Here is a 20296-nt window from a genome sequence, read left to right as displayed (position 1 = left end):
AAAAGTGTTTGCGCAACCCCAGGTGAACAGGCCGATGTGGACTCTGCCAACCTAGGCACCTCCACCGCGCGTTCCGAGGAGCTCTTCGATGCCGCACGCCGTCCTCCGGTTCCTGCCCGCCGTCGCCCTGGCCGCCGTCGCGCTCGCGGGCTGTTCGGACGAGGCGCCCCAGTCGCAGATGGCGCCGCCCGGGTCTTCGCCGGTGGCGCAGCAGGCTGCCGTCCCGTTCAACGACGCCGACGTCGCCTTCGCGCGGCAGGCCCTCGCGCACCACCAGCAGGGCATGGATCTGGCTTCCCTGGCGGAAACCCGCGCGGCGAACGAACAGCTGAAGGTGCTCGCGAAGCGGATCATCGACACGCACGAACCGGAGATCGCGCGGCTCTCCGGGCTCATCGAGGCGTGGGGGCAGCCCGCGCCGGACGACCCGAACCTCGAACACGTCCAGCGCGACGGGTACGTCAGTCCCGGTGACATGGCGGAACTGGCCGCACTGTCCGGAAAGGACTTCGACCGCCAGTTCGTCACGCGGTTGCTGCGCCAGCGCGAGGCGGGCGTCCGCATCGCCGACGCCGAGACCCAGCACGGCCGCAACCCCGACGCCCGCGACCTCGCCGCGACGACTTCGCGTTCGCAGCAGCAGGAGATCGGCGACCTACGAGGCTTCCAGCAGGGTTGAGTCCGTCTGGACCACGTTGGAATTCAGCTGGACGACGTACGCGCCGGTCAGCAGCACCACCGCGCCGGCGGCCTGGATCCAGCTGAGCGCCTCGCCCAGCAGCAGCCAGGCCGCGGCGGCGGCGATCAGCGGCTCGACCAGCCCGACGACGCTCGCCACCGACGCCGGGAGATGACGGAGCGCCGCCATCCCCGTCGCGTAGGCGAGGACGGTCGCGATCAGCACCAGCGCGATCAGCAACGACCACACCGGCGGCTCCCACGGCCCGAACGTCGTCGGCGTGTCGAGGACACCCCACGGGATCGTCCACGGCGGGGCGACCGCGCACACCAGTACCGCGCCGATCGTCATCCCCCAGGTGACCATGCCGAGCGGATCGCGGTCCGCGACACCCCGCTCGCCGAGGAGGAAGTAGCCCGCCGAACAGACGGCGGCGCCGAGCCCGGCGAGCAACCCGAGGACGTCCAGGCTGAGCCCCTCCCAGACCTGCGCGACCAGCACGAGCCCCGTCATCGCCAGCGCTATCCCGGCCCACATCGCCTTCGGCAGCCGCACGCGGCGCACGAACCGCACCCACAGCGCGATCAGTACCGGTGAGGTGAACTCGAGCAGGATCGCGATCCCGACCGGGATCCGGCCCGCCGAGAGGAAGTACATGAGCTGGACGCCCGCGACCCCGAGCGAGCCGTACGCGAGCAGCAGCGGCCACTCGTTCTTCGTGACTTTGAGGAGCTTCGGCCGGAAAACGGCGACCAGCGCGAGGAGCACGATCGCCGACAGCCCGATGCGGATCGCCGCGACCTGCTCCGGCGACAACCCGGCCTGCATCGCCGGTTTGCCCAGCACACCCGAGGTGCCGAAGAAGAGCGCGGCGAGCAGGATCAGCGTGATGCCCCGGCCGCGATGCGCGACGTGCTGGCTGGGGGCGGCGGCGAGTTCGGCGGTCACGGCCGGAGGGTAGAGGCCGGGTGACTGTGGGGCGACCCGTTTTCCCACCGGTTGGTCTTCGTGGTCCGGGCCGCGGATGGTCACCGGGCCGGTCCGTGAAGGCCTCCTTGAGGGACTCTGGGTCCCTCAAGGAGGCCTTCACGGACTTGGCAGGTGAGCGGTCAGAACGAGGTGCCGCCGTCGGTCCAGTTCGTCTGGGCGAAGTCCTCGTCGTCGACGGGGGCGCGACGCGGTTTGCGCGCGGGCTCAGGCTCCGGCTCCGGGGGCGCGGCGACCGGCTGCTCGGGCTCGGTGGCTTCGAGGGCCTGGGGTTCGGGGGTGCCGTTCGGCCAGACACACGGGGAGGTGGCGCCGACGTAGAATTTGCCGAGGTCGTTCGCCTTGATCGACATGTCGAAGGCATCGCCGGTGTTGCGGGCGAAGACGTACTGATCCGTCGGCCGGGAGTCGGTCAGGATCTTGAACGCGTGCGACTCCCACCACTGGGTGATCGCCGTGAAATGCTCGGCGAACCGCGCGGAGTCCAGGCCGATGACCTCGTATGTCGCGGAGATCTCCAAGCGGCCAAGCGGGCCTTTGTCGGTCGGGTCCGTGCATTCGGAGCGGTTCCGCGTGAACGGCTTCAACTCGGCACCGACGGGCAACGCCGACAGCGCGCCTTGGATGTACTGCTCGACCTTGTCGCGAGCCTGCTGTTCGGTGATCGTCGATTCCATGTCGTCCCCACCTCCAGGGGAACAGGCCGCCGAGAACATCAGCGAGGCGAGGATGAATGTGAGGGCCCGGTTCACGTCGTCGGTTTCCCGGCGATGATCTGGCCGAGATTGTTCAGCGACGGGTTGTTGTCTTCCCAGTATTCGCTGTGCGCTTCCTTGCTGTACCCACCCCACCCGTCCGTCCCCGGCGCCGATGTGAACACCTGCCCGCCGAAGTCCGCGTCGGCCGGGTCCTGGCCGAGGATCGGGTCGTACCCGGCGATCTCGAGGTTCGCCAGGTTGATCATGTCGTGCTCGGCCACGGTCGCGTGCACGTGCTTGCCGATCTCGTCCTGATCCACCCCGTCGAGATGCAGTTCGCTCACGTCGTGCGCGCCGACGCCGGGGCTCGCCACGAAGACGAGTTCATCCGCGGCGAGGCCGCCGTCGACGGCCGCGTGCCCGACGACGGTGGTTCCGTAGCTGTGCCCCATCACCGTGTTGTGTGACGGCGCGCCTTGATGCGTTTCCCTCAGCCCGTCTTGGAATTGCGCGAGCGCCCCCTTGCCGCCGTCGGCGTACTTGGGGCTCGCGGCGTCGGTGATCTCGTTCGGCGCGTCGTAGCCGAGCCAGGTGATCACGGCGGTCGACGGGGAGCCCGACGTGGTCGCCGCGGCCCACATCTTGTCGGACCGGTTGAGGTCGCCGCCGATCTTCGACAGCTCCGAGCCGGTACCCGGCACGTACGTCGCCACGTTCACCGCCGTGTCGGGATTCCCCGCCGAAACGATCGCCTTCCCGTCGCCGCCGGTGTCCAACCCCAGCAGGAACGCCTGCGGGGCCGACCGGTCCAACCGCTGTTGGATGGCTTCGAGACCCCTGAGTTTGGGATCGCCTTGGAGTCGCGCGATCTCGCGGGCGAGGACGGCGCGGTTGGCGGCGTCGCGGTCGGTCGCCGGGATACCGTCGAGATTCCCGACGAGTCCCGGATTTCCTTGCAGCAGGGCGACTTTCGCCGTGTCCGACAGGCTCGCCCACCACGCCTTGTTGTCCCCGGGGGTGCCGTTCTCCGGCGGGCCGATGATCGACAGGCCGCTTTGCGCGGCTCCGGCGTCGGCCGCTTGGGCGAGGGTGCCGCCACCCTGTTCGGTGATCTCGCCCCGCAGCGCGCGACGCAGGATCTCGGCGAAATCGGCGTCGACGTCGGCCGCGCGGCGCAGGCCCTGTTCGACCCTGTCCGCCAGTTCCGCCCTCACGCGCGGCTGGTCGGGCGACGGAACACCCGCGGGCGTGATCTCGCCGCCGGGACCGATGGCCAGCCCGTTCCGTCGCGCCAGTTCGTCGGTCTCCCGCACGAACGCGACGATCCGGTCCAGCGCGATCTGCACCTCGTGCGCGCCCCGCCGGACCGCGGACGCCTGGGCGACGAGCCGCTCCAGGGTGGAGGTCAGCGATTCGCCCCGCGTCTTCGCGGCGGTGGCCGCGTCGCCGGTCCAGTTCGTGAAGCGTGCCATGGCTTCGACGTCGTCGTCGGCGGCGATGATCCGGGTGCAACCGTCGTTGAGCGCGTCGGCGACCTGGCCGATCACGGCCGGATCCCACCGGCGCACGTCTCCCCAGGTGAGCATCAGACGGGGAGTTCCCGTGACGCCGCCAGCTCGTTGGCGCGGTAGCGGACGGCCGCTTCGTCGAGCCGTTCGGCGTAGTCGGCGGTGTTCTGTGCCCAGCCGGGCACCGCGCGGCTCCAGGCGTCCGCGAGCAGCCGGGCCGCTTCGCCGGAAACGCCACCCGGCAAGCCGGTCGCGACGCCGGCGAGGGTGGCCGAGAGGTTCACCTTCCCGACGTCGGCCGAAGCCCGTTTCGCCGCGTCTGATGCCGCGCCGATCGCCGCCAAGGCCACCTCGTACCCGCCGGTCATCCCGCTTCCTCCCCGTAGCGTGACGCTGTGTGACCACCCTACGACGCGGGAGACGGACGCGCGGTTCCCTTCACCCGTCCTTGAAAAGCCCGTCGGCGACGTAGCGCGAGACGGTGGCGAGCCGACGCCCCTGCAGACGAAGGGCGTCGAGGGCGAGGTCGTCGGGTTCGGCGGACTTGCGCGAGACGAACGAACCGCCGTACGGATTGCCCGATTCGAGCAAGTGGGGGTCGGTGTAGCCGAGCGGCAGGACGATGGCGCCCCAGTGGTAGAAGATGTTGTTCGTCGCCAGCACGGTCGATTCGAGCCCGCCGTGCGCGGTGGACGCGGTGGTGAACGAGGTCGCGACCTTGTTCACGAGCTTCCCCTTGGCCCACAGGCCGCCGGTACTGTCCAAAAAGGACTTCAGTTGTGCGGCCGGGCCGCCGAACCGGGTCGGGCTGCCCGCTGCGAAACCGTCGGCCCACTCCAGGTCTTCCAGCGTCGCCGTCTCGTGGTGCGGCCCCGCGTCCACCCACGCCTGCCAGCGCGGATTGCTCGCCACCGCGCCGGGCGGGGCGGTCTCGGGAACCGTGCGGACGCGGACGTCGGCTTCGGCCTCGCGGGCGCCGTCGGCCAGCGCCGACGCCAGTTTCGCGGTGTTGCCGGTCGCGCTGTAGTAGACGACGAGGATGCGGGTGCTCACGTCCGCCGACCTTAGGCGAGCGTGAGCCCCCGTCTCAGGATCCGGAACTCAGTGCTTCTTCCAGGGGCTGACGGTGTCCGTCGGCCGCGTCGGGTCGTGGAACCGGGGCTTGTCCAGTTCGTCGCGGCGCAGCGGGACCAGGCCGTCGGTGATCGCCTGCATGATCTTGGCGTGCGCGCGGACCCCGGCGCCCGGCCGCTCGGGCTCGACCTCCGACAGGTCCACCGGCTCGCCGAAGTGCACCTTGAACCGCGGCCGCCGCATGGGTGCGCTCAGCCCGGACTTGGCGAGCGGCACCAGATCGGCGGGACCGTTGACGGTCTCCGTCCCCCAGTAGACGGCTTCGTGCGCGCCCCATTGGCTGATCGGGATCACCGGCACCCCGGCGGCCAGCGCGAGCCGCGCCGCGCCGGTCTTGCCGCGCTCCGGCCACAGACCCGGATCGTGGCTGATCCGGCCCTCCGGATAGACGATCAGCGGGTCGCGGGTGGTCCGCAGCGCTTCGGCGGCCTCGGCGAACTGGCCGATGGCCGTCGACGCCTGTTTGCGGTCGACCCGCAGGTGGCCGCTGACCCGCAGCGCCGGGCCGATGACCGGCGCGTCGAGGATGCCGCCCGCCAGCATGAACCGCGGGTTGATCCCGATCCGTTTGCAGGCCGCCATCAGCACGAACGCGTCGAACACGCCGATGTGGTTGGCCGTCATGAGCAGGGGCCGCCGACGCAGTTCCGCCGAAACGCCGCCGGTCACGGTGAGTTTGCCGACGAAGTTGACCAGCCCCCGGTCGATGTTCAGCATCGTGCGCCAGATGGCCGGGGCGCGGCGAGCCGAATTCTCATCCTGATGCAGCGCGAACATGCGCAGAGCATTTCATGAACGGCTTTTCACCCGGATGGCCGCTCAAGCTGTGACCTGAGACGAATGTTCCGGATGTGCTCCGAGTGGCGGCCGGGGCTGGAGGGTCGAGGCGGTTACCGTGGAGACATGGCTAGCGGGTCGACGACCAGGAAGCGGAGTACGGCGCGAAGCGGCGGCAGCAAGGGGCCGGCGCGAAAGCCGCGTACCCCGGCGAAGCCCAGGTCAACGGCTGCGAGGAAGCCCGCTCCACGGCGTCCGGCGCCGCGGAAACGCTCGTCCGGCACGTTCGCCAAAGGCGTGCGCGGCACCTGGAATCTGCTCGCGAAGGGCCTCGGCACCCTCGCCCGGACGGTCGGCCGCGGCCGCGAACTGGAACCCGAGCACCGTCGCGACGGTCTCGCCCTCGGTCTCATCGCACTGGCGCTGGTGATCGCGTTCGGTGTCTGGTGGCGGGCCGCCGGCCCGATCGGCGGCTGGGTGGAGCTCGGCACGCGCTCGCTGCTCGGCGCCGGAGCGGTGACGCTCCCGCTGGTGCTCACCGTGGTGGCCGTCGCGCTGATGCGGTCGGAACCGGTGCCCGAAGCCCGGCCGCGGATGGTCATCGGCACCCTGCTGGTGGTCCTGGCGGTGCTCGGTCTGCTGCACATCTTCACCGCGCTGCCCGAGACCAACGACGGCCGGATGTACGCCGGTGGCGTGATCGGCGCGTTCTCCGGCGGCCTGCTGACCATGGGGGTCACCACCTGGGTCGCCGTGCCGCTGCTGGTGCTGGCGCTGCTGTTCGGCACGCTCGTGTTCACCGGGACCCCGGTCCGGGAGATCCCGCACCGTCTGCGCAACTGGGGCCTCGACCCCGAGGAGATCGAGGAAGCCGAAGCCGAGCGCAAGGCCATCCACGAGGAACGCGACGCCGTCACCGAAGCCGACCCGAAATCGGTCCGCCTGCGGAAGCCGTCGCGCCGCCGCCAGGCCACGGGCGACCACGAGGGCGAGCAACTCGACATCGAAGCCGCGCTGGCCGAGGCGCCGACGCCGCTGCGTGCGCCGAAGCCGGCACCCAAGCCTGTCGAGGAGAAGAAGCCGAAGAAGGCCGAGGCTCCGCTGTCGGTCACCAGGACCGTCGAGGGCGACTACAAACTCCCGCCGCCGGACCTGCTGAAGCTCGGCGACGCGCCGAAGTCCCGCAGCAAGGCCAACGACGCCATGATCGAGGCGATCACCGGCGTGCTGGAGCAGTTCAACGTCGACGCGCAGGTCACCGGCTTCACGCGGGGACCGACAGTCACCCGGTACGAGGTCGAACTCGGCCCCGGCGTGAAGGTCGAGAAGATCACCGCGCTGACCAAGAACATCGCCTACGCGGTGGCGACCGACAACGTCCGGCTGCTGGCGCCGATCCCCGGCAAATCCGCGGTCGGCATCGAGGTGCCGAACTCCGACCGCGAGATGGTGCGCCTCGGCGACGTGCTGCGCGCGCCGTCGACGGTCAAGGACAACCACCCGATGGTCATCGGGCTCGGCAAGGACATCGAAGGCCATTTCGTCACCGCGAACCTGACGAAGATGCCGCACCTGCTGGTGGCGGGGTCCACCGGTTCCGGTAAGTCGAGCTTCGTCAACTCGATGCTGGTGTCGCTGCTCGCGCGGTCGACGCCGGACGAGTGCCGGATGATCCTGATCGACCCGAAGATGGTCGAGCTGACCCCGTACGAGGGCATCCCGCACCTGATCACGCCCATCATCACCCAGCCGAAGAAGGCCGCCGCCGCGCTGGCCTGGCTGGTGGAGGAGATGGAGCAGCGGTATCAGGACATGCAGGTCAACAAGGTCCGGCACATCGACGACTACAACAAGAAGGTGCGCTCGGGCGAGATCACCGCGCCGCCGGGCAGCGAGCGCGTGTACGCGCCGTACCCGTACATCATGGCGATCGTCGACGAGCTCGCCGACCTGATGATGACCGCCCCACGCGACGTCGAGGACGCGATCGTCCGGATCACCCAGAAGGCGCGTGCCGCCGGTATCCACCTGGTGCTGGCGACCCAGCGCCCGTCGGTCGACGTCGTGACCGGCCTGATCAAGACCAACGTGCCGTCGCGGCTGGCGTTCGCGACGTCGTCGCTCACCGACTCGCGGGTCATCCTCGACCAGCCGGGCGCGGAGAAGCTCATCGGTATGGGTGACGCGCTGTACCTGCCGATGGGCGCCGGGAAACCGGTCCGCATCCAGGGCGCCTTCGTCGGCGACGAAGAGATCGCCGCGGTGGTGAACTTCGCCAAGGAGCAGGCGCAGCCGGACTACACCGACGGCGTCACCGCGGCGAAGGCGGGCGAGAAGAAGGAGATCGACTCCGACATCGGCGACGACCTCGACGTGCTGCTGCAGGCCGCCGAGCTGATCGTCACCTCGCAGTTCGGCTCGACGTCGATGCTGCAGCGGAAGCTGCGGGTCGGCTTCGCCAAGGCCGGGCGTCTGATGGACCTGCTGGAAAGCCGGGGGGTCGTCGGTCCTTCGGAGGGCTCGAAGGCGCGGGACGTGCTGATCAAGCCGGAGGAGCTGGAGTCGGTGCTGTTCATGATCCGCGGCGGCGGGGACGCGAACGGCGGCGACGTCTCCGACGACTGAACCGGTCCCTGGATGATGCTTCAGGCCGTTCTGTGCGGTTTACTGTCACAGAACGGCCTGAAACTTTGCCAGGGAGGTGCTCAGGGTGCTCCGGAGCTTCCGGTTGGGCAACCACCGCTCTTTTCGCGACGAGCAGGAGTTGCTCCTGATGCCCGCGATGCCGGGCGACGAGCGCGCGGCGGTTCCCGTGGCGGCCGTCTACGGGGCGAACGCCTCCGGAAAGTCGAATCTGCTCGACGGGCTCTTCACCATGAGGTCGCTGGTGGAGGGTTACTGGAGCCTTCTCCATCAGAGTCACTTCCGGCTCGGCTCGGGGGACAGCAGGCGCCCGTCGACTTATGTCGTGGAACTGATGCTCGACGACGTCCGCCACACCTATGGATTCCGGATCGACGGTGAGACCGCGGCCGACCGGGTGGTGGAGGAATGGCTCTACACCTATCCGGAGAAGCGTCGGCGAGTCATCTTCGAACGGCAGGGCGGCAGCGTCCGATTCGGGAGCACGACCGCGGACCTCAAAAGCAAATTCGCCGTGCTGGAGGAGTTGATCCAGCCGAACGCGCTCTTGCTCAGCGTCTGCGACCGGCTACAGCTGGGCCCCCTGGTCCCGGTCTATCGCTGGTTCAAACAAGAACTGCGGGTGTGGCTCAGGAATCAGCAGTGGGAGCCGCTCGAGGTGCAGCGAAGGGTCACCGAGTTCATCGACGTGGACCCGGACAACCGGGCGCGATTGATCGCCTTGCTGCGAGCCGCTGACACCGGGATCACCGACATGGTCGTCTGGCAGGAGAAGGGCAGCGACCATCGTTCGGTACGACTGCACCATGGGCAGGGCGCCGAGCCCTTCAGCCTGTTCGACGAATCGGCCGGGACGAACAATTGGCTCGGGCTCTTGCCGACCGTGCTGACCGTGCTGGACAACGGGTGGGCCTTCGTCGTGGACGAGATCGACACCAGCCTCCATCCCAAACTCGTGGCGGAGCTGATCGGCTTGTTCCGTGATCAGGGCGTCAATCGACGCGGAGCCCAACTGGTCTTCACCACCCATGACACGACTCTCCTGGGCACCATGCTCGGCGACGACGTGCTGGAACGAGACCAGATCTGGTTCGTCGACAAGAACGCCGAAGGCGCGAGCGAGCTTTACCCGCTCACGGACTTCAAGCCGCGCAAAGACCAGAACACCGAACGGCGCTATCTCGCCGGTAGCTATGGGGCCGTTCCGGTGCTGGGTGACTTCGCCGAGGCAGTGCTGGGCAGATGACTCGCCGGGAGAACAGCGGCCGGAGGCGGTCGGCATTCAGGGAGGAGCGAACGTCGGTCCTCGTCGTCTGCGGTGCCGAGGCCACGGAGCCCGCGTATTTCGAGGGGCTCAAACGGGCACGGCGTAACCCGGCCGTCACCATCAAGATCAAGGCGAAGCGCGGCGACCCGGACACGGTGGTCAAGTACGCGGCGGGAATGCGCGATCGTGCGGAGGGAACGCACGACGAGGTGTGGTGCGTGGTCGACGTCGACGAGTTCGACCTCGCCAAGGCCGTGGCGACGGCCGGCAGGCTCCGGATCAATCTGGCGATCTCGAATCCGTGCTTCGAGTTCTGGTTGCTGCTTCATTTCGAGGCTTGTTCGGCACCGTTGACCTGCTACGGGGACGTGGCGAAACGCCTGGTCAAGCACGTGCCTGGGTTCAGCAAGTCGGCGTTGCGGTTCGCGGACTACGAGAGTGGGATCGAGGCTGCTGTCCAGCGCGCGAAGAAGCACAACGTCGAGTTGGGCTTCGAGCACGGTCGGAACCCGTCCACCGGTGTCTGGGCCTTGGTCGAAAAGATCAACTGAAGACCGGTGCAACGGACCGGAGCCTCCGCTACGTCCTTGACCCGTGGACCTCAAGAAGCTGCTCGTCGTCCTCTGCGCACTGGTCGGCCTCGCCTGCGGGGCCGGCAGCTCCGCCGCGCGCGAGCAACCCGCGCCGGCCCAGCCCGCGCCGGTGCAACGGCCCCAGCCCGCTCGCGACGCCCAGAACAGCGTCGAGCTGGGGAAGACCGTCGTCCTCAAGACCGGTGACACGACCGAGGTCGCGTCGAAGGACGTCAGCATCCGCTTCGCTCGCCTGGTGTCCGATTCCCGCTGCGCCACGGGAATGGTCTGCGTCTGGGAAGGGGAGGCCGTGGTCGAGCTGACCTTGGCCGAACCGGGACGCGGCGAGCGGACGACGGCGGCCCTCGCTTCCACCGGACGTGGTGGCAGCCAGTCCGTCGAGTTCGCCGCCTGCCGGGTGGACCTGGTCGCCGTGAGTTCGGGGGGCGACCAGGTCACCCTGCGGGTGTCCAAGCCTTAGAGCGACTCGCCCCAACGGTCGAGATACGCGACTTCGGACAGCGGCACCCGCGCCGCGGGTTTGAAATCCGGCACCGTCGTGTAGGCGACCGGCAGCAGCCCGACCTGCGTGACGTCGGCGGGGATGCCGAGGATTCCGGCCGCCTCCGCCTCGTGGGTCAGGTGGTACGTCGTGAGCGTCGAGCCGAGGCCGCGTGACCGCAGCGCCAGCTGGAAGTTCCACACCGCAGGGAAGATCCCGCCGTAGAACGCGGCGTCGGTCGCGTTGTCGCCGCTCGGCCTGCCGGTCAGGCACGGGATGACGAAGACGGGCACCCGGTCGATCACGTCGATCAGGTGCTGGCCCGACGCGAACGCCCGCGCCACGGAAGGCTCGGTGATCGCCTCGCCCAGCGCCGCCGCGTTCGTCTCCAGGTACGCCTTCCCGACCCGCCGGAACAGCTCGGACAGCCGGTCCTTAACGCCCTGATCCCGCACGACGAGCCACCGCCACGCCTGCTGGTTGCCCGGTGTGGGTGCCTGCAGCGCGAGCCGGAGGCACTCGTCGAGCACCTCGGGTTCCACCGGCCGGTCCAGGTCGAGCTTGCGGCGGACCGCCCGCGTCGTGCTCAGCAGGTGGTCGGTGACCGAGGTGTCCATGTGCCGCCCTTCTACAGATGCTTCGCCAGGAAGCGGTCGATCAGGTCGCTGATCGGTTCGAGGTCCTCCTCCAGCGCGAAATGCCCGGTGTCGAAGAGGTGGACCTCCGCCGAGGGAACATCTTTCCGGAAAGCCTCGGCTCCCGCCGGGACGAAGAACGGGTCGTTGCGGCCCCACACGGCGAGTACGGGCGGCTGGGCCTCGCGCAGCCACGCCTGGAACTTCGGGTACGCGGGCGGGTTGTTCCGGTAGTCCCAGAACAGGTCCAGCATCGCCTCCGCGCGGCCGGGGCGCTCGAGGAAGTACTGGTCCAGCAGGTAGTTCGCGGGATCGATGGTCTCCGGGTCGCGGGCGCCGGTGTACTGGTAGCGGATCTGCTCCGGTTCGAGGATCGCCTCGAAGCCGCGCCGCGCCTCGGTTTCGTCGGTAAGGGAAGGGAAGTCCGGCATCGCCGGGCCGAGCCCCTCGACGTAGGCGTTGCCGTTCTGCGTGATCAGCGCCGTGATCTGGGAGGGCCGTGAGACGGCCAGCCGCAGGCCCGTCGGAGCGCCGAAATCGAAGACGTAGAGCGCGTATCGCCGCAGCTCCAGCGCGTCCACGAACTCGCCGACGACCTCCGCGAGCCGGTCGAAGGTGAACGTGAAGCCCTCGGGCGTGACGGTCTGCCCGAAGCCCGGCAGGTCCGGGGCGACGAGCCGCCACCGGCCGGCGAGACGCCGCATCAGCCGCACGAACTGGTGCGAAGACGTCGGGTAGCCGTGCAGCAGGAGCAACACGGGCGCTTCGGGGTCGCCGGCTTCCCGATAGAAGACCTCGACATCGCCGAGCTTGACGGAACGGTGCCGGATGGTCGCCATGAGCACTCCCTAATGGTTAAAACTGTCTCGAACCATTAGTACCTGATAGTGTCAAGGCATGCTCGATCTCGACTCGCTTCCCGGTGACGATCTCGCGGTGAACCTCGCCGACACGGTCATGCTGGCCGTCTCGCCGTCGATCGACCTGCTCGACGAGGGGCACGCCCGGTTCTGGTCGGCACAGGCTCTGCCGGAAGGCGCCCACGCGCCTTCGCCCGAGCAGACGAGGCGGCTGCGTTCGGCGGTGCGCGAGCTGCTGGAGGCGGTCGTGGCGGCGCGGGAGCCCGAGGCGTGGGCGGTGGAGCGGGTGAACGCGGCCGCGGCCGCCGTCCCGACCAGCCCGCGGCTGATCGACGGGGGAGTGGAGACGTGCTGGCACGGCGAGGACGGCGGGGAGATCGCCCTCGCCGCCGTCGCGGTCGCGGCGATCGACCTCGTGTCCGGGCCGCGCGCGGCTCAGCTGCGGCGATGCGGCGCGCACGACTGCTCGATGCTGTTCGTGGCGGCCAACAGCCGGCGGGTGTGGTGCACGCCGTCGCTGTGCGGCAACCGGGTCCGGGTCGCGCGCCACGCCGCGAAGGGCTAGAGCTCCAGCAGCATCCGGCTGTTGCCCAAGGTGTTCGGCTTCACGTACGGCAGGTCGAGGAACTCCGCGACACCCGGATCCGCCGAGCGCCGCATCTCCTCGTAGACCTCCTGGGTCACCGGCGTCCCGTCGATCTCGACGAACCCGTGCCCGGCGAAGAAATGGGTCTCGAAGGTCAGCACGAACAGCCGTTTCAGCCCGATCTCGCGCGCGAAGTCGATCAGCTGCCCCACCAGCGCGTGCCCGATGCCGCGCCCGCGGGAGTCCTTGTCGACCGCGATGGTGCGCAGCTCCGCGATGTCCTCCCACAGCACGTGGAGCGCGCCGCAGCCGAGCACGTCGTCGCCGTCCTCGACCACCCAGAACTCCTGGACGCTCTCGTAGAGGGTGACGAGTTCCTTCTCCAGCAGCACCGTCCCGGCGTCGGAGTCGACCAGCGCCTTGATCTTGCGGACGTCCGCGATCCGCGCCCGGCGGACGGTGGGGCGGCGGTGCGGGAGGGGGTCTGAGGGCACGTCCACCATTAAGCCATCCCCGGCGCCCGGCCCGGTCGAGGGCTCGCCCGAGCGAGCGATCGCCGACCCCGCGAACAGGCCAGCTACCCTAAGGCACGTGCCTTCTCCCACCACTGATCCTGTCGCCACCCGTCGCGTTTCCTTGTTGACCCTCGGTTGCGCCCGCAACGAGGTCGATTCCGAGGAGCTCGCCGGACGGCTGGCGGCGGGCGGCTGGGAGCTCGCCGCCGAGCCCGAGGACTCCGACGTCGTGGTCGTCAACACCTGCGGCTTCGTCGAGTCCGCGAAGAAGGACTCGGTCGACACGCTGCTCGCGGCGTCCGACACCGGCAAGAAGGTCGTCGCCGTCGGCTGCATGGCCGAGCGCTACGGCAACGAGCTGGCCGAGAGCCTGCCCGAGGCCGACGCGGTCCTGGGCTTCGATCACTACGCCGACCTCGCCGAGCGTCTTGACGACGTCGTGGCCGGCCGCAAGGTCGAGTCGCACACGCCCTCCGACCGCCGCAAGCTGCTGCCGATCAGCCCGGTCCAGCGCCCGACCGCCGCCGAGTCGGTCGAGGTGCCCGGGCACGCGCAGCACGGCTGGGGCCCGCGCGTGCTGCGGACCAGGCTCGACACCTCCCCGGTGGCCGCGCTGAAGATCGCTTCCGGCTGCGACCGCCGCTGCTCGTTCTGCGCGATCCCGTCCTTCCGCGGCTCCTTCGTGTCGCGGCAGCCGGACGAGATCGTCGCCGAGGCGATGTGGCTCGCGGAGAACGGCGTCAAGGAGGTCTTCCTCGTCTCGGAGAACTCCACCTCCTACGGCAAGGACTTCGGCCGTGACGGCGCCCGCGCGCTGGAGCTGCTGGTGCCGCGCCTGGCCGCGGTGCCCGGTATCGAACGCGTCCGCGTCTCGTACCTGCAGCCCGCCGAGACCCGCCCCGGCCTGGTCAAGGCCATCGCGACCACCCCGGGTGTGGCCGACTACTTCGACCTGTCCTTCCAGCACTCCAGCGAGACCGTCCTGCGCCGCATGCGCCGCTTCGGTTCCACGGACTCGTTCCTCGCGCTGTGCGACCAGATCCGGGAGTTCTCGCCGAACGCCGGTATCCGCACGAACGTCATCGTCGGGTTCCCCGGCGAGACCGAGGAGGACGTCGCCGAGCTGGAGCGCTTCCTCAACGGCGCGCGGCTCGACGCGGTGGGCGTCTTCGGCTACTCCGACGAGGACGGCACCGAGGCCGAGACCTTCGACGGCAAACTCGACGAGTCCGTGGTGGCCGAGCGGGTCGCGCGGATCTCCGCGCTGGTCGAGGAGCTGACCTCGCAGCGTGCCGAGGACCGCATCGGGGACTTCGTCGACGTCCTGATCGAGCAGGCGGAGGACGGCGAGGACCCGATCGGCCGCGCCGCGCACCAGGCCCCCGAGGTCGACGGCGAATGCGTCCTGATCGAGACCGAAGACCTGCCCAAGCTCGCGGTGGGCGACTTCGTCCGCTGTGAGGTCGTCGACTCCGAGGGCGTCGACCTGATCGTGCGGCCCGCGCCGCCCGAGGCCGACCGGTGAATGCCGCCCCGAGCGACGCCGGGGCCGGTGAGGGGACGGGCGGTGAGCACGCCCGGGTACCCGAGGCCACCCCGGTCCCGACCCTGAACCTGGCGAACCTGCTCACGATGTCGCGGCTGGTGCTGGTGCCGCTGTTCGTGATGGCGCTGTTCGCCGGCGACGGGGAGGACACGTTCTGGCGCGCGATCGCCACCGCGTTGTTCGCGATCGCGTCGTTCACCGACCAGGTCGACGGCTGGGTCGCGCGCAAGTACGGGCTGATCACCGACTTCGGCAAGATCGCCGACCCGATCGCCGACAAGGCGCTGATCGGCGCCGCGCTGATCGGGCTGAGCGTGCTCGGCGAACTGGGCTGGTGGGTCACCATCGTCATCGCGGTCCGCGAGATCGGCGTGACCCTGCTGCGGTTCTGGGTGATCCGGCACGGCGTCATCCCGGCCAGCCGGGGCGGCAAGGCCAAGACGCTCGCGCAGATCGCGGCCATCACCGCGTACCTGCTGCCCCTGCCCGCGTCGGCCGAGCCGGTGCGCTGGGTGCTGATGGGGCTCGCGCTGGTGCTGACCGTCGTGACCGGTCTCGACTACGTCGTACGCGCGGTCCGGCTGCGCGCGGCGGGACGGCGTGCCGCGGGCGCATGAATGCTGAGACGTTGATCACTCACCTGATCGAGCGTGGGGAGACGGTGGCGACGGCCGAGTCGCTGACCGCCGGCCTGGTCTGCGCGACGCTGACCGAGGTCCCCGGATCGAGTGCCGTCGTACGAGGCGGGCTGGTGGTCTACGCCACCGACCTCAAGGCGAAGCTGGCCGGGGTCGACGAAGACCTCCTCGCCGCGCATGGCGCCGTGCATCCCGAGGTCGCGGCGCAGTTGGCCGCCGGCGCGAGGGACCGGTGCGGCGCCACCTGGGGTCTCGGCCTGACCGGTGTCGCGGGTCCGGACGGACAGGACGGGGTCGCGCCCGGCGTCGTCCACGTCGGTCTCGCCGGTCCCGACGTCCTCACCGTCCGTACGCTGGGCTTGAGCGGTGATCGAGCCTCGGTCAGGGCCGGTGCCGTCTCCGGCGCGTTCGCCCTGCTGGGGGAACATCTCGCATGATCGCCGCGTTCGCCCTTGGCGTATTGCCGTGTCAACACCTGCGCCCAGGGCACCGCTCTGGGTAACGTAGGGGGTAGTCAGTCCTGGAAGGGAGGCGCGTGATGACCGTGCTGTTGCGCGAGGCGATCGGCGACCGGCTCCGACACGCCCGCACGAACCAGCGTCGAACGCTGCGGGACATCTCCCGCGCCGCCAGGGTGAGCCTCGGTTACCTGTCCGAGGTCGAGCGCGGGCAGAAGGAGGCGTCCAGCGAGCTGCTGGCGTCCATTTGCGAGGCCCTGGACCTTCCGCTCGGCGAACTCCTGCACAAGGTCGCGGCGGACGTCTCGGCGATGGACAACGTCGAGGTCGCCCCGGTGGACGAGAAGGTCGAAGCGGGCAAGAGGCGCGCTCCGGAGCGGGAAAGCGCCGAAGCGGGCGAGCTCGAAGGCGGCCGTCTGGTGTCCGAGCTGATCGGCAACGACCTGGCCGACCTGCGGATCTCGCCGCCGCCGCGGATGAGCCCCGCGCTGCGGACGACGATCTCCGCACCGAAGATGGTCGCCGCCTAGCGACGCTGTGAACGGAAGAGGCCCCAGGCAGTCCGCCTGGGGCCTTTCCCGTCAGTTGTCGAACGTGCCCGCCTGGTAGGAGCCACCCTTGGTGCGCGTGATCACGAGCAGCCGGTTGGCGGCGTTGATCATCGCGACCAGGTAGACCAGCGCGGTGACCTGATCGTCGTCGTAGTGCTTCCGCACGCGGGCCCAGGTCTCGTCGGAGACACCCGGGTGCGCGTCGACGATCCGGCTGCCTTCCTCCGCGAGCGCCAGCGCGGCCCGCTCGGCCTCGGTGAACACTGTCGACTCACGCCAGGCCGCCACCAGGTTGACGCGGACCGCGGGTTCCCCGGCGGCCGCCAGGTCCTTGGCGTGGGCGTCGACGCAGAACCCGCAGCCGTTGAGCTGGCTGGCCCGCAGCGACACCAGTTCCTGGGTGACCTTCGGCAGGGTCGAACCCTTGATGCCGACACTGACGTTCGCGAAGCGCTTGCCGAGCTTGGCGCCGAGCTCGGTGCCGTTCAGATCGAAACGGGAATCCATGATCTCGTCCTCTTTCGTGGTCGTGTGCCGAACGACCACCAGACGCCGCCGGTCAGGCGGCGCTGACAGGCTCGGGGCGTGACGAGCGCCACGGCTTCGACATGTCAGGAATCGGGGAGACGCGGCGTCTGGTGGGGGCCACGCGTCGCCGAGAACAGGAGCGAGTCCATGTCCGACACCGCCACGGAAGCGTTCGTCGCCCACCGGAACCTGCTGTTCACCGTCGCCTACGAGATGCTCGGTTCGGCCGCCGACGCGGAGGACGTCCTGCAGGAGACCTGGCTGCGCTGGTCGGGCGTCGACCTCGGCACCGTGGAGAACCCGCGCGCGTACCTCGTCCGCATCACCACCCGGCAGGCGCTCGGCAGACTGCGCACGCTCGGCCGCCGCAAGGAGTCCTACGTCGGTCCCTGGCTGCCCGAACCGCTGCTCACCAGCCCCGACGTGGCCGACGACGTCGAGCTGGCCGACAGCGTCTCGATGGCGATGCTGCTGGTGCTGGAGACGCTCACGCCGACCGAGCGGGCGGTGTTCGTGCTGCGCGAGGTGTTCGACGTGCCCTACGGCGAGATCGCCGAAGCCGTCGGCAAGACCCAGGCCGCGGTCCACCAGATCGCCCACCGGGCGCGGGCGCACGTCGCCGCCCGGCGGCCGCGCGGTGCCGCGTCCCCCGGCGAGACCAAGGACGTGCTCGACGCGTTCCACCGCGCGGTCCGGACCGGTGACCTGCAGGGACTGCTCGACGTGCTGTCACCGGACGTCGTCTTCCTCGGCGACGGCGGTGGCGTGGTGCAGGCCGTGCTGGAGCCGGTGGTGGGCGCCGCGCTGGTCGCGCCGCTGCTGGCCGCGAGCCGTCCGGTCCGCGACGAGGCGGCGACGATGGCCACGGCGCAGGTCAACGGCCATCCCGCGCTGATCCTCCGGCTCGGTGGGGAGGTCGACACGGTCGTCGCGCTGCGGGTCGAGGACGGTCTTGTCACCGGCCTCTACGCGGTGCGCAACCCCGAGAAGTTGTCACGTATGGACCAGGAGACCGTCCTGGGGCGTTGACTCCGGTCGTTTTCACCCACCGTCACCGGCAGGTGAACCCGAAAGGTCGTGGACGTCACAGTCAGGGGTATCCCTGAATTCCGTCGGGGTCGCCTGGAACGCGGGACGCCGACCTGACACGATGGAACTCAACGCCGGGGTCGGGACGTTGCAACATCACAGAGGGGACGCCCCACCTCGAGGTAACAGCCCGTGGGATGCGAGAAGGCAGGCGGAGGAGATGGCCAACCCGTTCGTGAAGTTCTGGAAGTACATGATGGCGGCGTTCTCGTCGAAGATCGACGAGCACGCCGACCCGAAGGTACAGATCCAGCAGGCCATCGAGGAGGCACAGCGCAACCACCAGGCGCTGACCCAGCAGGCCGCCTCGGTGATCGGTAACCAGCGTCAGCTGGAGATGAAGCTGAACCGCCAGCTCGGCGACGTGGAGAAGCTGCAGGCTTCGACCCGCCAGGCGCTGGTGCTCGCCGACGAGGCGCGTGCCAAGGGCGACGAGCAGAAGGCGACCGAGTTCGAGAACGCGGCGGAGAGCTTCGCCGCGCAGCTCGTCACCGCCGAGCAGAGCATCGAAGACCTCAAGACCCTGCACGACCAGTCGCTTCAGGCTGCGGAGCAGGCGAAGAAGGCCGTCGAGCGCAACGCGACCATGCTGCAGCAGAAGCTGGCCGAGCGCACCAAGCTGCTCTCGCAGCTGGAGCAGGCGAAGATGCAGGAGCAGGTCTCCGCTTCGCTGAACCAGATGAGCCAGCTGGCCGCGCCGGGCAACACCCCGTCGCTGGAAGACGTTCGCGACAAGATCGAGAAGCGCTACACCACCGCGCTCGGCTCGGCCGAACTCGCACAGAACTCCGTCCAGGGCCGGATGATGGAGGTCCAGGCCTCCACGACGCAGCTCGCGGGGCACTCGCGGCTGGAGCAGATCCGCGCGTCCATGAAGGGTGACTCCGTCGCTCAGGTGACCGACGGCAAGACCGCCGCCGCGCCGAAGGCGTCGAGCTCCGCGGACATTCAGCGTGAGATCCAGGCACGGGTTCAGGCCGAACAGGGCAAGAACCCCGCCTGACACACCAACTGGAGCCGGTCCCGCACCCCGCGCGGGTGCGGGACCGGTCTCACCAGAAGACAGGGGAGAGGGCATGGGGCAGGGCAGGCGCAAGGACTTCGGGGAGTTCACCGCCAAGCTTGAGAAGCACATCGAAAAGCTGCCCGACTACGCCCAGCGCGCGCAGGAGAAGCTGCAGCGCTACATCCCGCCGTCGGAACAGGGTTCAGCGCGGCCCGCTCAGCCGGCACCGCCCCGGCCGCGCCCCCAGATGCCGCAGATGCCCGCCATGCCGAAGATCTCGCAGCAGCTGACGTCGATGGCCGCCGGGCAGATCCCGGTCGTGGCCGACGCGAAGGCCAAATGGGCGCGCTGGAACGAACCCGCCGCCAAACTGGAGCGACGCAAACGCCGCGCCTCGCGGGCGCTGACGTTCTGGATCCTCCTCACCTTCCTTTGTGGACTGTTCGCCGTCGTCGCGGGCACCGGCCTGTTGAAGAACGGTGAGGCCGACGTCCTCCAGGCCATCGCGGGCGGCGCCTTCGCCGTCATCTTCGGGACTTTCGGGGTGAAGTCGGGGCTGCGGCTGCGGACGCTCAACCGCACGGTGCTGCCCGCCGCCCCCGCCACTCCGCCGCCGCTGCCCCCGGCGCGGTCGGTCGCGCGTGAGCCGATGGAGCGCCTCGCCGAGAGCGAGGCTTCGCTGGCGGAGCTGCTTCGCCAGCTTTCGCAGCCGACGTCGCTCGGCACCATGCCGGTCTCGGAGATCGCCGTCGCGGACGCCCGTACCACCGCCGCCGAGGCGGCACAGGCCCTGCGCGGGCTGGCGGGCCGGATCCAGGCCATCGAACGCGGCCGCGACGCCGCACCCGAGCGGGAACGCGGCGCCCTCGACGCCGCCATCAGGCAACTGCGCGACCAGCTCGAAGACGGTCTCGACGGCTACGGCGGTCTCGTCGCGGCCGCCGGGCACACCGTCGCCGCGAGCTCGGACGGCATGACGTCGTCCAAGGAATCCCTCTCCGACGCGACCGACAAGCTCGCCGGCCTCGCCATGGCCCTGCGCGAACTCTCCTGATCGCGGTCATGTCCGTCTGATCACGCGAGATCGCTGTTCAATCACGCGAGTTCCGCCTTCGAT

23 protein-coding genes are annotated in these 20296 nt (G+C 69.6%); 13 read left to right on the top strand and 10 right to left on the bottom strand.

Features of this window, described 5'->3' with window-relative positions:
* Positions 1–88: 88 nt before the first annotated feature.
* The gene (locus DMC64_RS40920) at positions 89–679 is read left to right on the top strand and encodes a DUF305 domain-containing protein (RefSeq protein WP_125737885.1); all 591 of its coding nucleotides are present in this window, start codon (positions 89–91) and stop codon (positions 677–679) included.
* Here the strand turns inward: DMC64_RS40920 and DMC64_RS40915 are convergent.
* The 6 genes from DMC64_RS40915 to DMC64_RS40890 all read right to left on the bottom strand — a co-directional run bounded on the left by DMC64_RS40915 (position 656) and on the right by DMC64_RS40890 (position 5783).
* Positions 656–1627 carry a DMT family transporter gene (locus DMC64_RS40915; RefSeq protein ID WP_125737884.1) on the bottom strand — a complete coding sequence of 324 codons (972 nt, stop codon included), beginning with the start codon at positions 1625–1627 and terminating at the stop codon, positions 656–658. The genes DMC64_RS40920 and DMC64_RS40915 overlap by 24 nt on opposite strands.
* A 161-nt stretch (positions 1628–1788) precedes the next feature.
* On the bottom strand, positions 1789–2343 hold the full coding sequence (locus DMC64_RS40910) for a hypothetical protein (protein ID WP_125737883.1): 555 nt from the start codon (positions 2341–2343) through the stop codon (positions 1789–1791).
* Between the two features lie 71 nt (positions 2344–2414).
* Positions 2415–3950 (bottom strand): alpha/beta hydrolase, encoded by a 1536-nt coding sequence (locus DMC64_RS40905; protein ID WP_125737882.1) that lies wholly within the window; start codon positions 3948–3950, stop codon positions 2415–2417.
* Positions 3950–4240: a hypothetical protein gene (locus tag DMC64_RS40900; protein WP_125737881.1), complete on the bottom strand. Its 291-nt coding sequence runs from the start codon at positions 4238–4240 to the stop codon at positions 3950–3952. Before DMC64_RS40900 ends, DMC64_RS40905 begins: the two co-directional genes overlap by 1 nt.
* 70 nt (positions 4241–4310) lie before the next feature.
* On the bottom strand, positions 4311–4925 hold the full coding sequence (gene wrbA, locus DMC64_RS40895) for an NAD(P)H:quinone oxidoreductase (protein WP_125737880.1): 615 nt from the start codon (positions 4923–4925) through the stop codon (positions 4311–4313).
* Between the two features lie 48 nt (positions 4926–4973).
* The gene (locus DMC64_RS40890) at positions 4974–5783 is read right to left on the bottom strand and encodes a 1-acyl-sn-glycerol-3-phosphate acyltransferase (protein WP_063277180.1); all 810 of its coding nucleotides are present in this window, start codon (positions 5781–5783) and stop codon (positions 4974–4976) included.
* Positions 5784–6080: 297 nt separating this feature from the next.
* Here DMC64_RS40890 and DMC64_RS40885 point away from each other — a divergent pair, with 297 nt between their 5' ends.
* From DMC64_RS40885 to DMC64_RS40870, 4 genes are all read left to right on the top strand, one after another.
* Positions 6081–8408, top strand: coding sequence for a DNA translocase FtsK (locus tag DMC64_RS40885; protein ID WP_370325806.1), 2328 nt, complete (start codon positions 6081–6083; stop codon positions 8406–8408).
* Positions 8409–8493: 85 nt separating this feature from the next.
* The gene (locus DMC64_RS40880) at positions 8494–9672 is read left to right on the top strand and encodes an ATP/GTP-binding protein (protein ID WP_125737878.1); all 1179 of its coding nucleotides are present in this window, start codon (positions 8494–8496) and stop codon (positions 9670–9672) included.
* Entirely contained in the window at positions 9669–10244 is a 576-nt protein-coding gene (locus tag DMC64_RS40875) for an RloB family protein (RefSeq protein WP_125737877.1), read from the top strand. The genes DMC64_RS40880 and DMC64_RS40875 overlap by 4 nt, the downstream gene beginning before the upstream one ends.
* Before the next feature lie 43 nt (positions 10245–10287).
* Complete coding sequence (locus DMC64_RS40870) at positions 10288–10746, top strand: hypothetical protein (RefSeq protein ID WP_125737876.1); 459 nt, start codon at positions 10288–10290, stop codon at positions 10744–10746.
* Here the strand turns inward: DMC64_RS40870 and DMC64_RS40865 are convergent.
* The gene (locus DMC64_RS40865; RefSeq protein ID WP_125737875.1) at positions 10743–11384 is read right to left on the bottom strand and encodes a nitroreductase family protein; all 642 of its coding nucleotides are present in this window, start codon (positions 11382–11384) and stop codon (positions 10743–10745) included. The genes DMC64_RS40870 and DMC64_RS40865 overlap by 4 nt on opposite strands.
* 11 nt (positions 11385–11395) lie before the next feature.
* Positions 11396–12241, bottom strand: a complete 846-nt coding sequence (locus DMC64_RS40860; RefSeq protein ID WP_125737874.1) for an alpha/beta fold hydrolase — start codon at positions 12239–12241, stop codon at positions 11396–11398.
* Positions 12242–12299: 58 nt separating this feature from the next.
* Between DMC64_RS40860 and DMC64_RS40855 the strand changes: the two genes are divergently transcribed.
* Positions 12300–12827, top strand: a complete 528-nt coding sequence (locus DMC64_RS40855) for an ABATE domain-containing protein (protein WP_125737873.1) — start codon at positions 12300–12302, stop codon at positions 12825–12827.
* Here DMC64_RS40855 and DMC64_RS40850 read toward each other — a convergent pair.
* Positions 12824–13351, bottom strand: a complete 528-nt coding sequence (locus DMC64_RS40850; protein WP_016332644.1) for an amino-acid N-acetyltransferase — start codon at positions 13349–13351, stop codon at positions 12824–12826. The two genes, DMC64_RS40855 and DMC64_RS40850, sit on opposite strands and share 4 nt — an antisense overlap.
* Positions 13352–13439: 88 nt before the next feature.
* Between DMC64_RS40850 and rimO the strand changes: the two genes are divergently transcribed.
* From rimO to DMC64_RS40830, 4 genes are all read left to right on the top strand, one after another.
* Positions 13440–14888: a 30S ribosomal protein S12 methylthiotransferase RimO gene (gene rimO / locus DMC64_RS40845; RefSeq protein ID WP_125737872.1), complete on the top strand. Its 1449-nt coding sequence runs from the start codon at positions 13440–13442 to the stop codon at positions 14886–14888.
* Positions 14885–15526: a CDP-diacylglycerol--glycerol-3-phosphate 3-phosphatidyltransferase gene (gene pgsA, locus DMC64_RS40840; RefSeq protein ID WP_037343142.1), complete on the top strand. Its 642-nt coding sequence runs from the start codon at positions 14885–14887 to the stop codon at positions 15524–15526. Before rimO ends, pgsA begins: the two co-directional genes overlap by 4 nt.
* A complete protein-coding gene (locus tag DMC64_RS40835; RefSeq protein ID WP_125737871.1) occupies positions 15523–15984 on the top strand; it encodes a CinA family protein in 462 nt (153 codons plus the stop codon). The genes pgsA and DMC64_RS40835 overlap by 4 nt, the downstream gene beginning before the upstream one ends.
* Before the next feature lie 101 nt (positions 15985–16085).
* On the top strand, positions 16086–16535 hold the full coding sequence (locus DMC64_RS40830) for a helix-turn-helix domain-containing protein (protein ID WP_037343144.1): 450 nt from the start codon (positions 16086–16088) through the stop codon (positions 16533–16535).
* Positions 16536–16586: 51 nt separating this feature from the next.
* Here the strand turns inward: DMC64_RS40830 and DMC64_RS40825 are convergent, their stop codons facing one another.
* A complete protein-coding gene (locus DMC64_RS40825) occupies positions 16587–17063 on the bottom strand; it encodes a carboxymuconolactone decarboxylase family protein (RefSeq protein ID WP_125737869.1) in 477 nt (158 codons plus the stop codon).
* A gap of 168 nt (positions 17064–17231) precedes the next feature.
* Here DMC64_RS40825 and DMC64_RS40820 point away from each other — a divergent pair, with 168 nt between their 5' ends.
* From DMC64_RS40820 to DMC64_RS40810, 3 genes are all read left to right on the top strand, one after another.
* Entirely contained in the window at positions 17232–18113 is an 882-nt protein-coding gene (locus DMC64_RS40820) for an RNA polymerase sigma-70 factor (protein ID WP_125737868.1), read from the top strand.
* Between the two features lie 220 nt (positions 18114–18333).
* On the top strand, positions 18334–19176 hold the full coding sequence (locus DMC64_RS40815) for a PspA/IM30 family protein (RefSeq protein WP_007029352.1): 843 nt from the start codon (positions 18334–18336) through the stop codon (positions 19174–19176).
* Between the two features lie 73 nt (positions 19177–19249).
* A complete protein-coding gene (locus DMC64_RS40810; protein WP_125737867.1) occupies positions 19250–20233 on the top strand; it encodes a hypothetical protein in 984 nt (327 codons plus the stop codon).
* Positions 20234–20296 lie beyond the last annotated feature (63 nt).

The organism is Amycolatopsis sp. WAC 04197 (assembly GCF_003947475.1).
GTDB lineage: Bacteria > Actinomycetota > Actinomycetes > Mycobacteriales > Pseudonocardiaceae > Amycolatopsis > Amycolatopsis japonica.
The sequence above is the reverse complement of the archived record's forward strand: the minus strand, read 5'-3'. Positions and strand labels throughout refer to the sequence as shown.

Bases quoted from the DNA above. Each gene is read 5' to 3' on its own strand.
- DMC64_RS40920 (WP_125737885.1), top strand. From the start codon at position 89: ATGCCGCACGCCGTCCTCCGGTTCCTGCCCGCCGTCGCCCTGGCCGCC.
- DMC64_RS40910 (WP_125737883.1), bottom strand. From the start codon at position 2,343: ATGGAATCGACGATCACCGAACAGCAGGCTCGCGACAAGGTCGAGCAG.
- DMC64_RS40905 (WP_125737882.1), bottom strand. From the start codon at position 3,950: ATGCTCACCTGGGGAGACGTGCGCCGGTGGGATCCGGCCGTGATCGGC.
- DMC64_RS40900 (WP_125737881.1), bottom strand. From the start codon at position 4,240: ATGACCGGCGGGTACGAGGTGGCCTTGGCGGCGATCGGCGCGGCATCA.
- DMC64_RS40890 (WP_063277180.1), bottom strand. From the start codon at position 5,783: ATGTTCGCGCTGCATCAGGATGAGAATTCGGCTCGCCGCGCCCCGGCC.
- DMC64_RS40875 (WP_125737877.1), top strand. From the start codon at position 9,669: ATGACTCGCCGGGAGAACAGCGGCCGGAGGCGGTCGGCATTCAGGGAG.
- DMC64_RS40865 (WP_125737875.1), bottom strand. From the start codon at position 11,384: ATGGACACCTCGGTCACCGACCACCTGCTGAGCACGACGCGGGCGGTC.
- DMC64_RS40860 (WP_125737874.1), bottom strand. From the start codon at position 12,241: ATGGCGACCATCCGGCACCGTTCCGTCAAGCTCGGCGATGTCGAGGTC.
- DMC64_RS40855 (WP_125737873.1), top strand. From the start codon at position 12,300: ATGCTCGATCTCGACTCGCTTCCCGGTGACGATCTCGCGGTGAACCTC.
- DMC64_RS40850 (WP_016332644.1), bottom strand. From the start codon at position 13,351: ATGGTGGACGTGCCCTCAGACCCCCTCCCGCACCGCCGCCCCACCGTC.
- DMC64_RS40835 (WP_125737871.1), top strand. From the start codon at position 15,523: ATGAATGCTGAGACGTTGATCACTCACCTGATCGAGCGTGGGGAGACG.
- DMC64_RS40830 (WP_037343144.1), top strand. From the start codon at position 16,086: ATGACCGTGCTGTTGCGCGAGGCGATCGGCGACCGGCTCCGACACGCC.
- DMC64_RS40825 (WP_125737869.1), bottom strand. From the start codon at position 17,063: ATGGATTCCCGTTTCGATCTGAACGGCACCGAGCTCGGCGCCAAGCTC.
- DMC64_RS40820 (WP_125737868.1), top strand. From the start codon at position 17,232: ATGTCCGACACCGCCACGGAAGCGTTCGTCGCCCACCGGAACCTGCTG.
- DMC64_RS40815 (WP_007029352.1), top strand. From the start codon at position 18,334: ATGGCCAACCCGTTCGTGAAGTTCTGGAAGTACATGATGGCGGCGTTC.
- DMC64_RS40810 (WP_125737867.1), top strand. From the start codon at position 19,250: ATGGGGCAGGGCAGGCGCAAGGACTTCGGGGAGTTCACCGCCAAGCTT.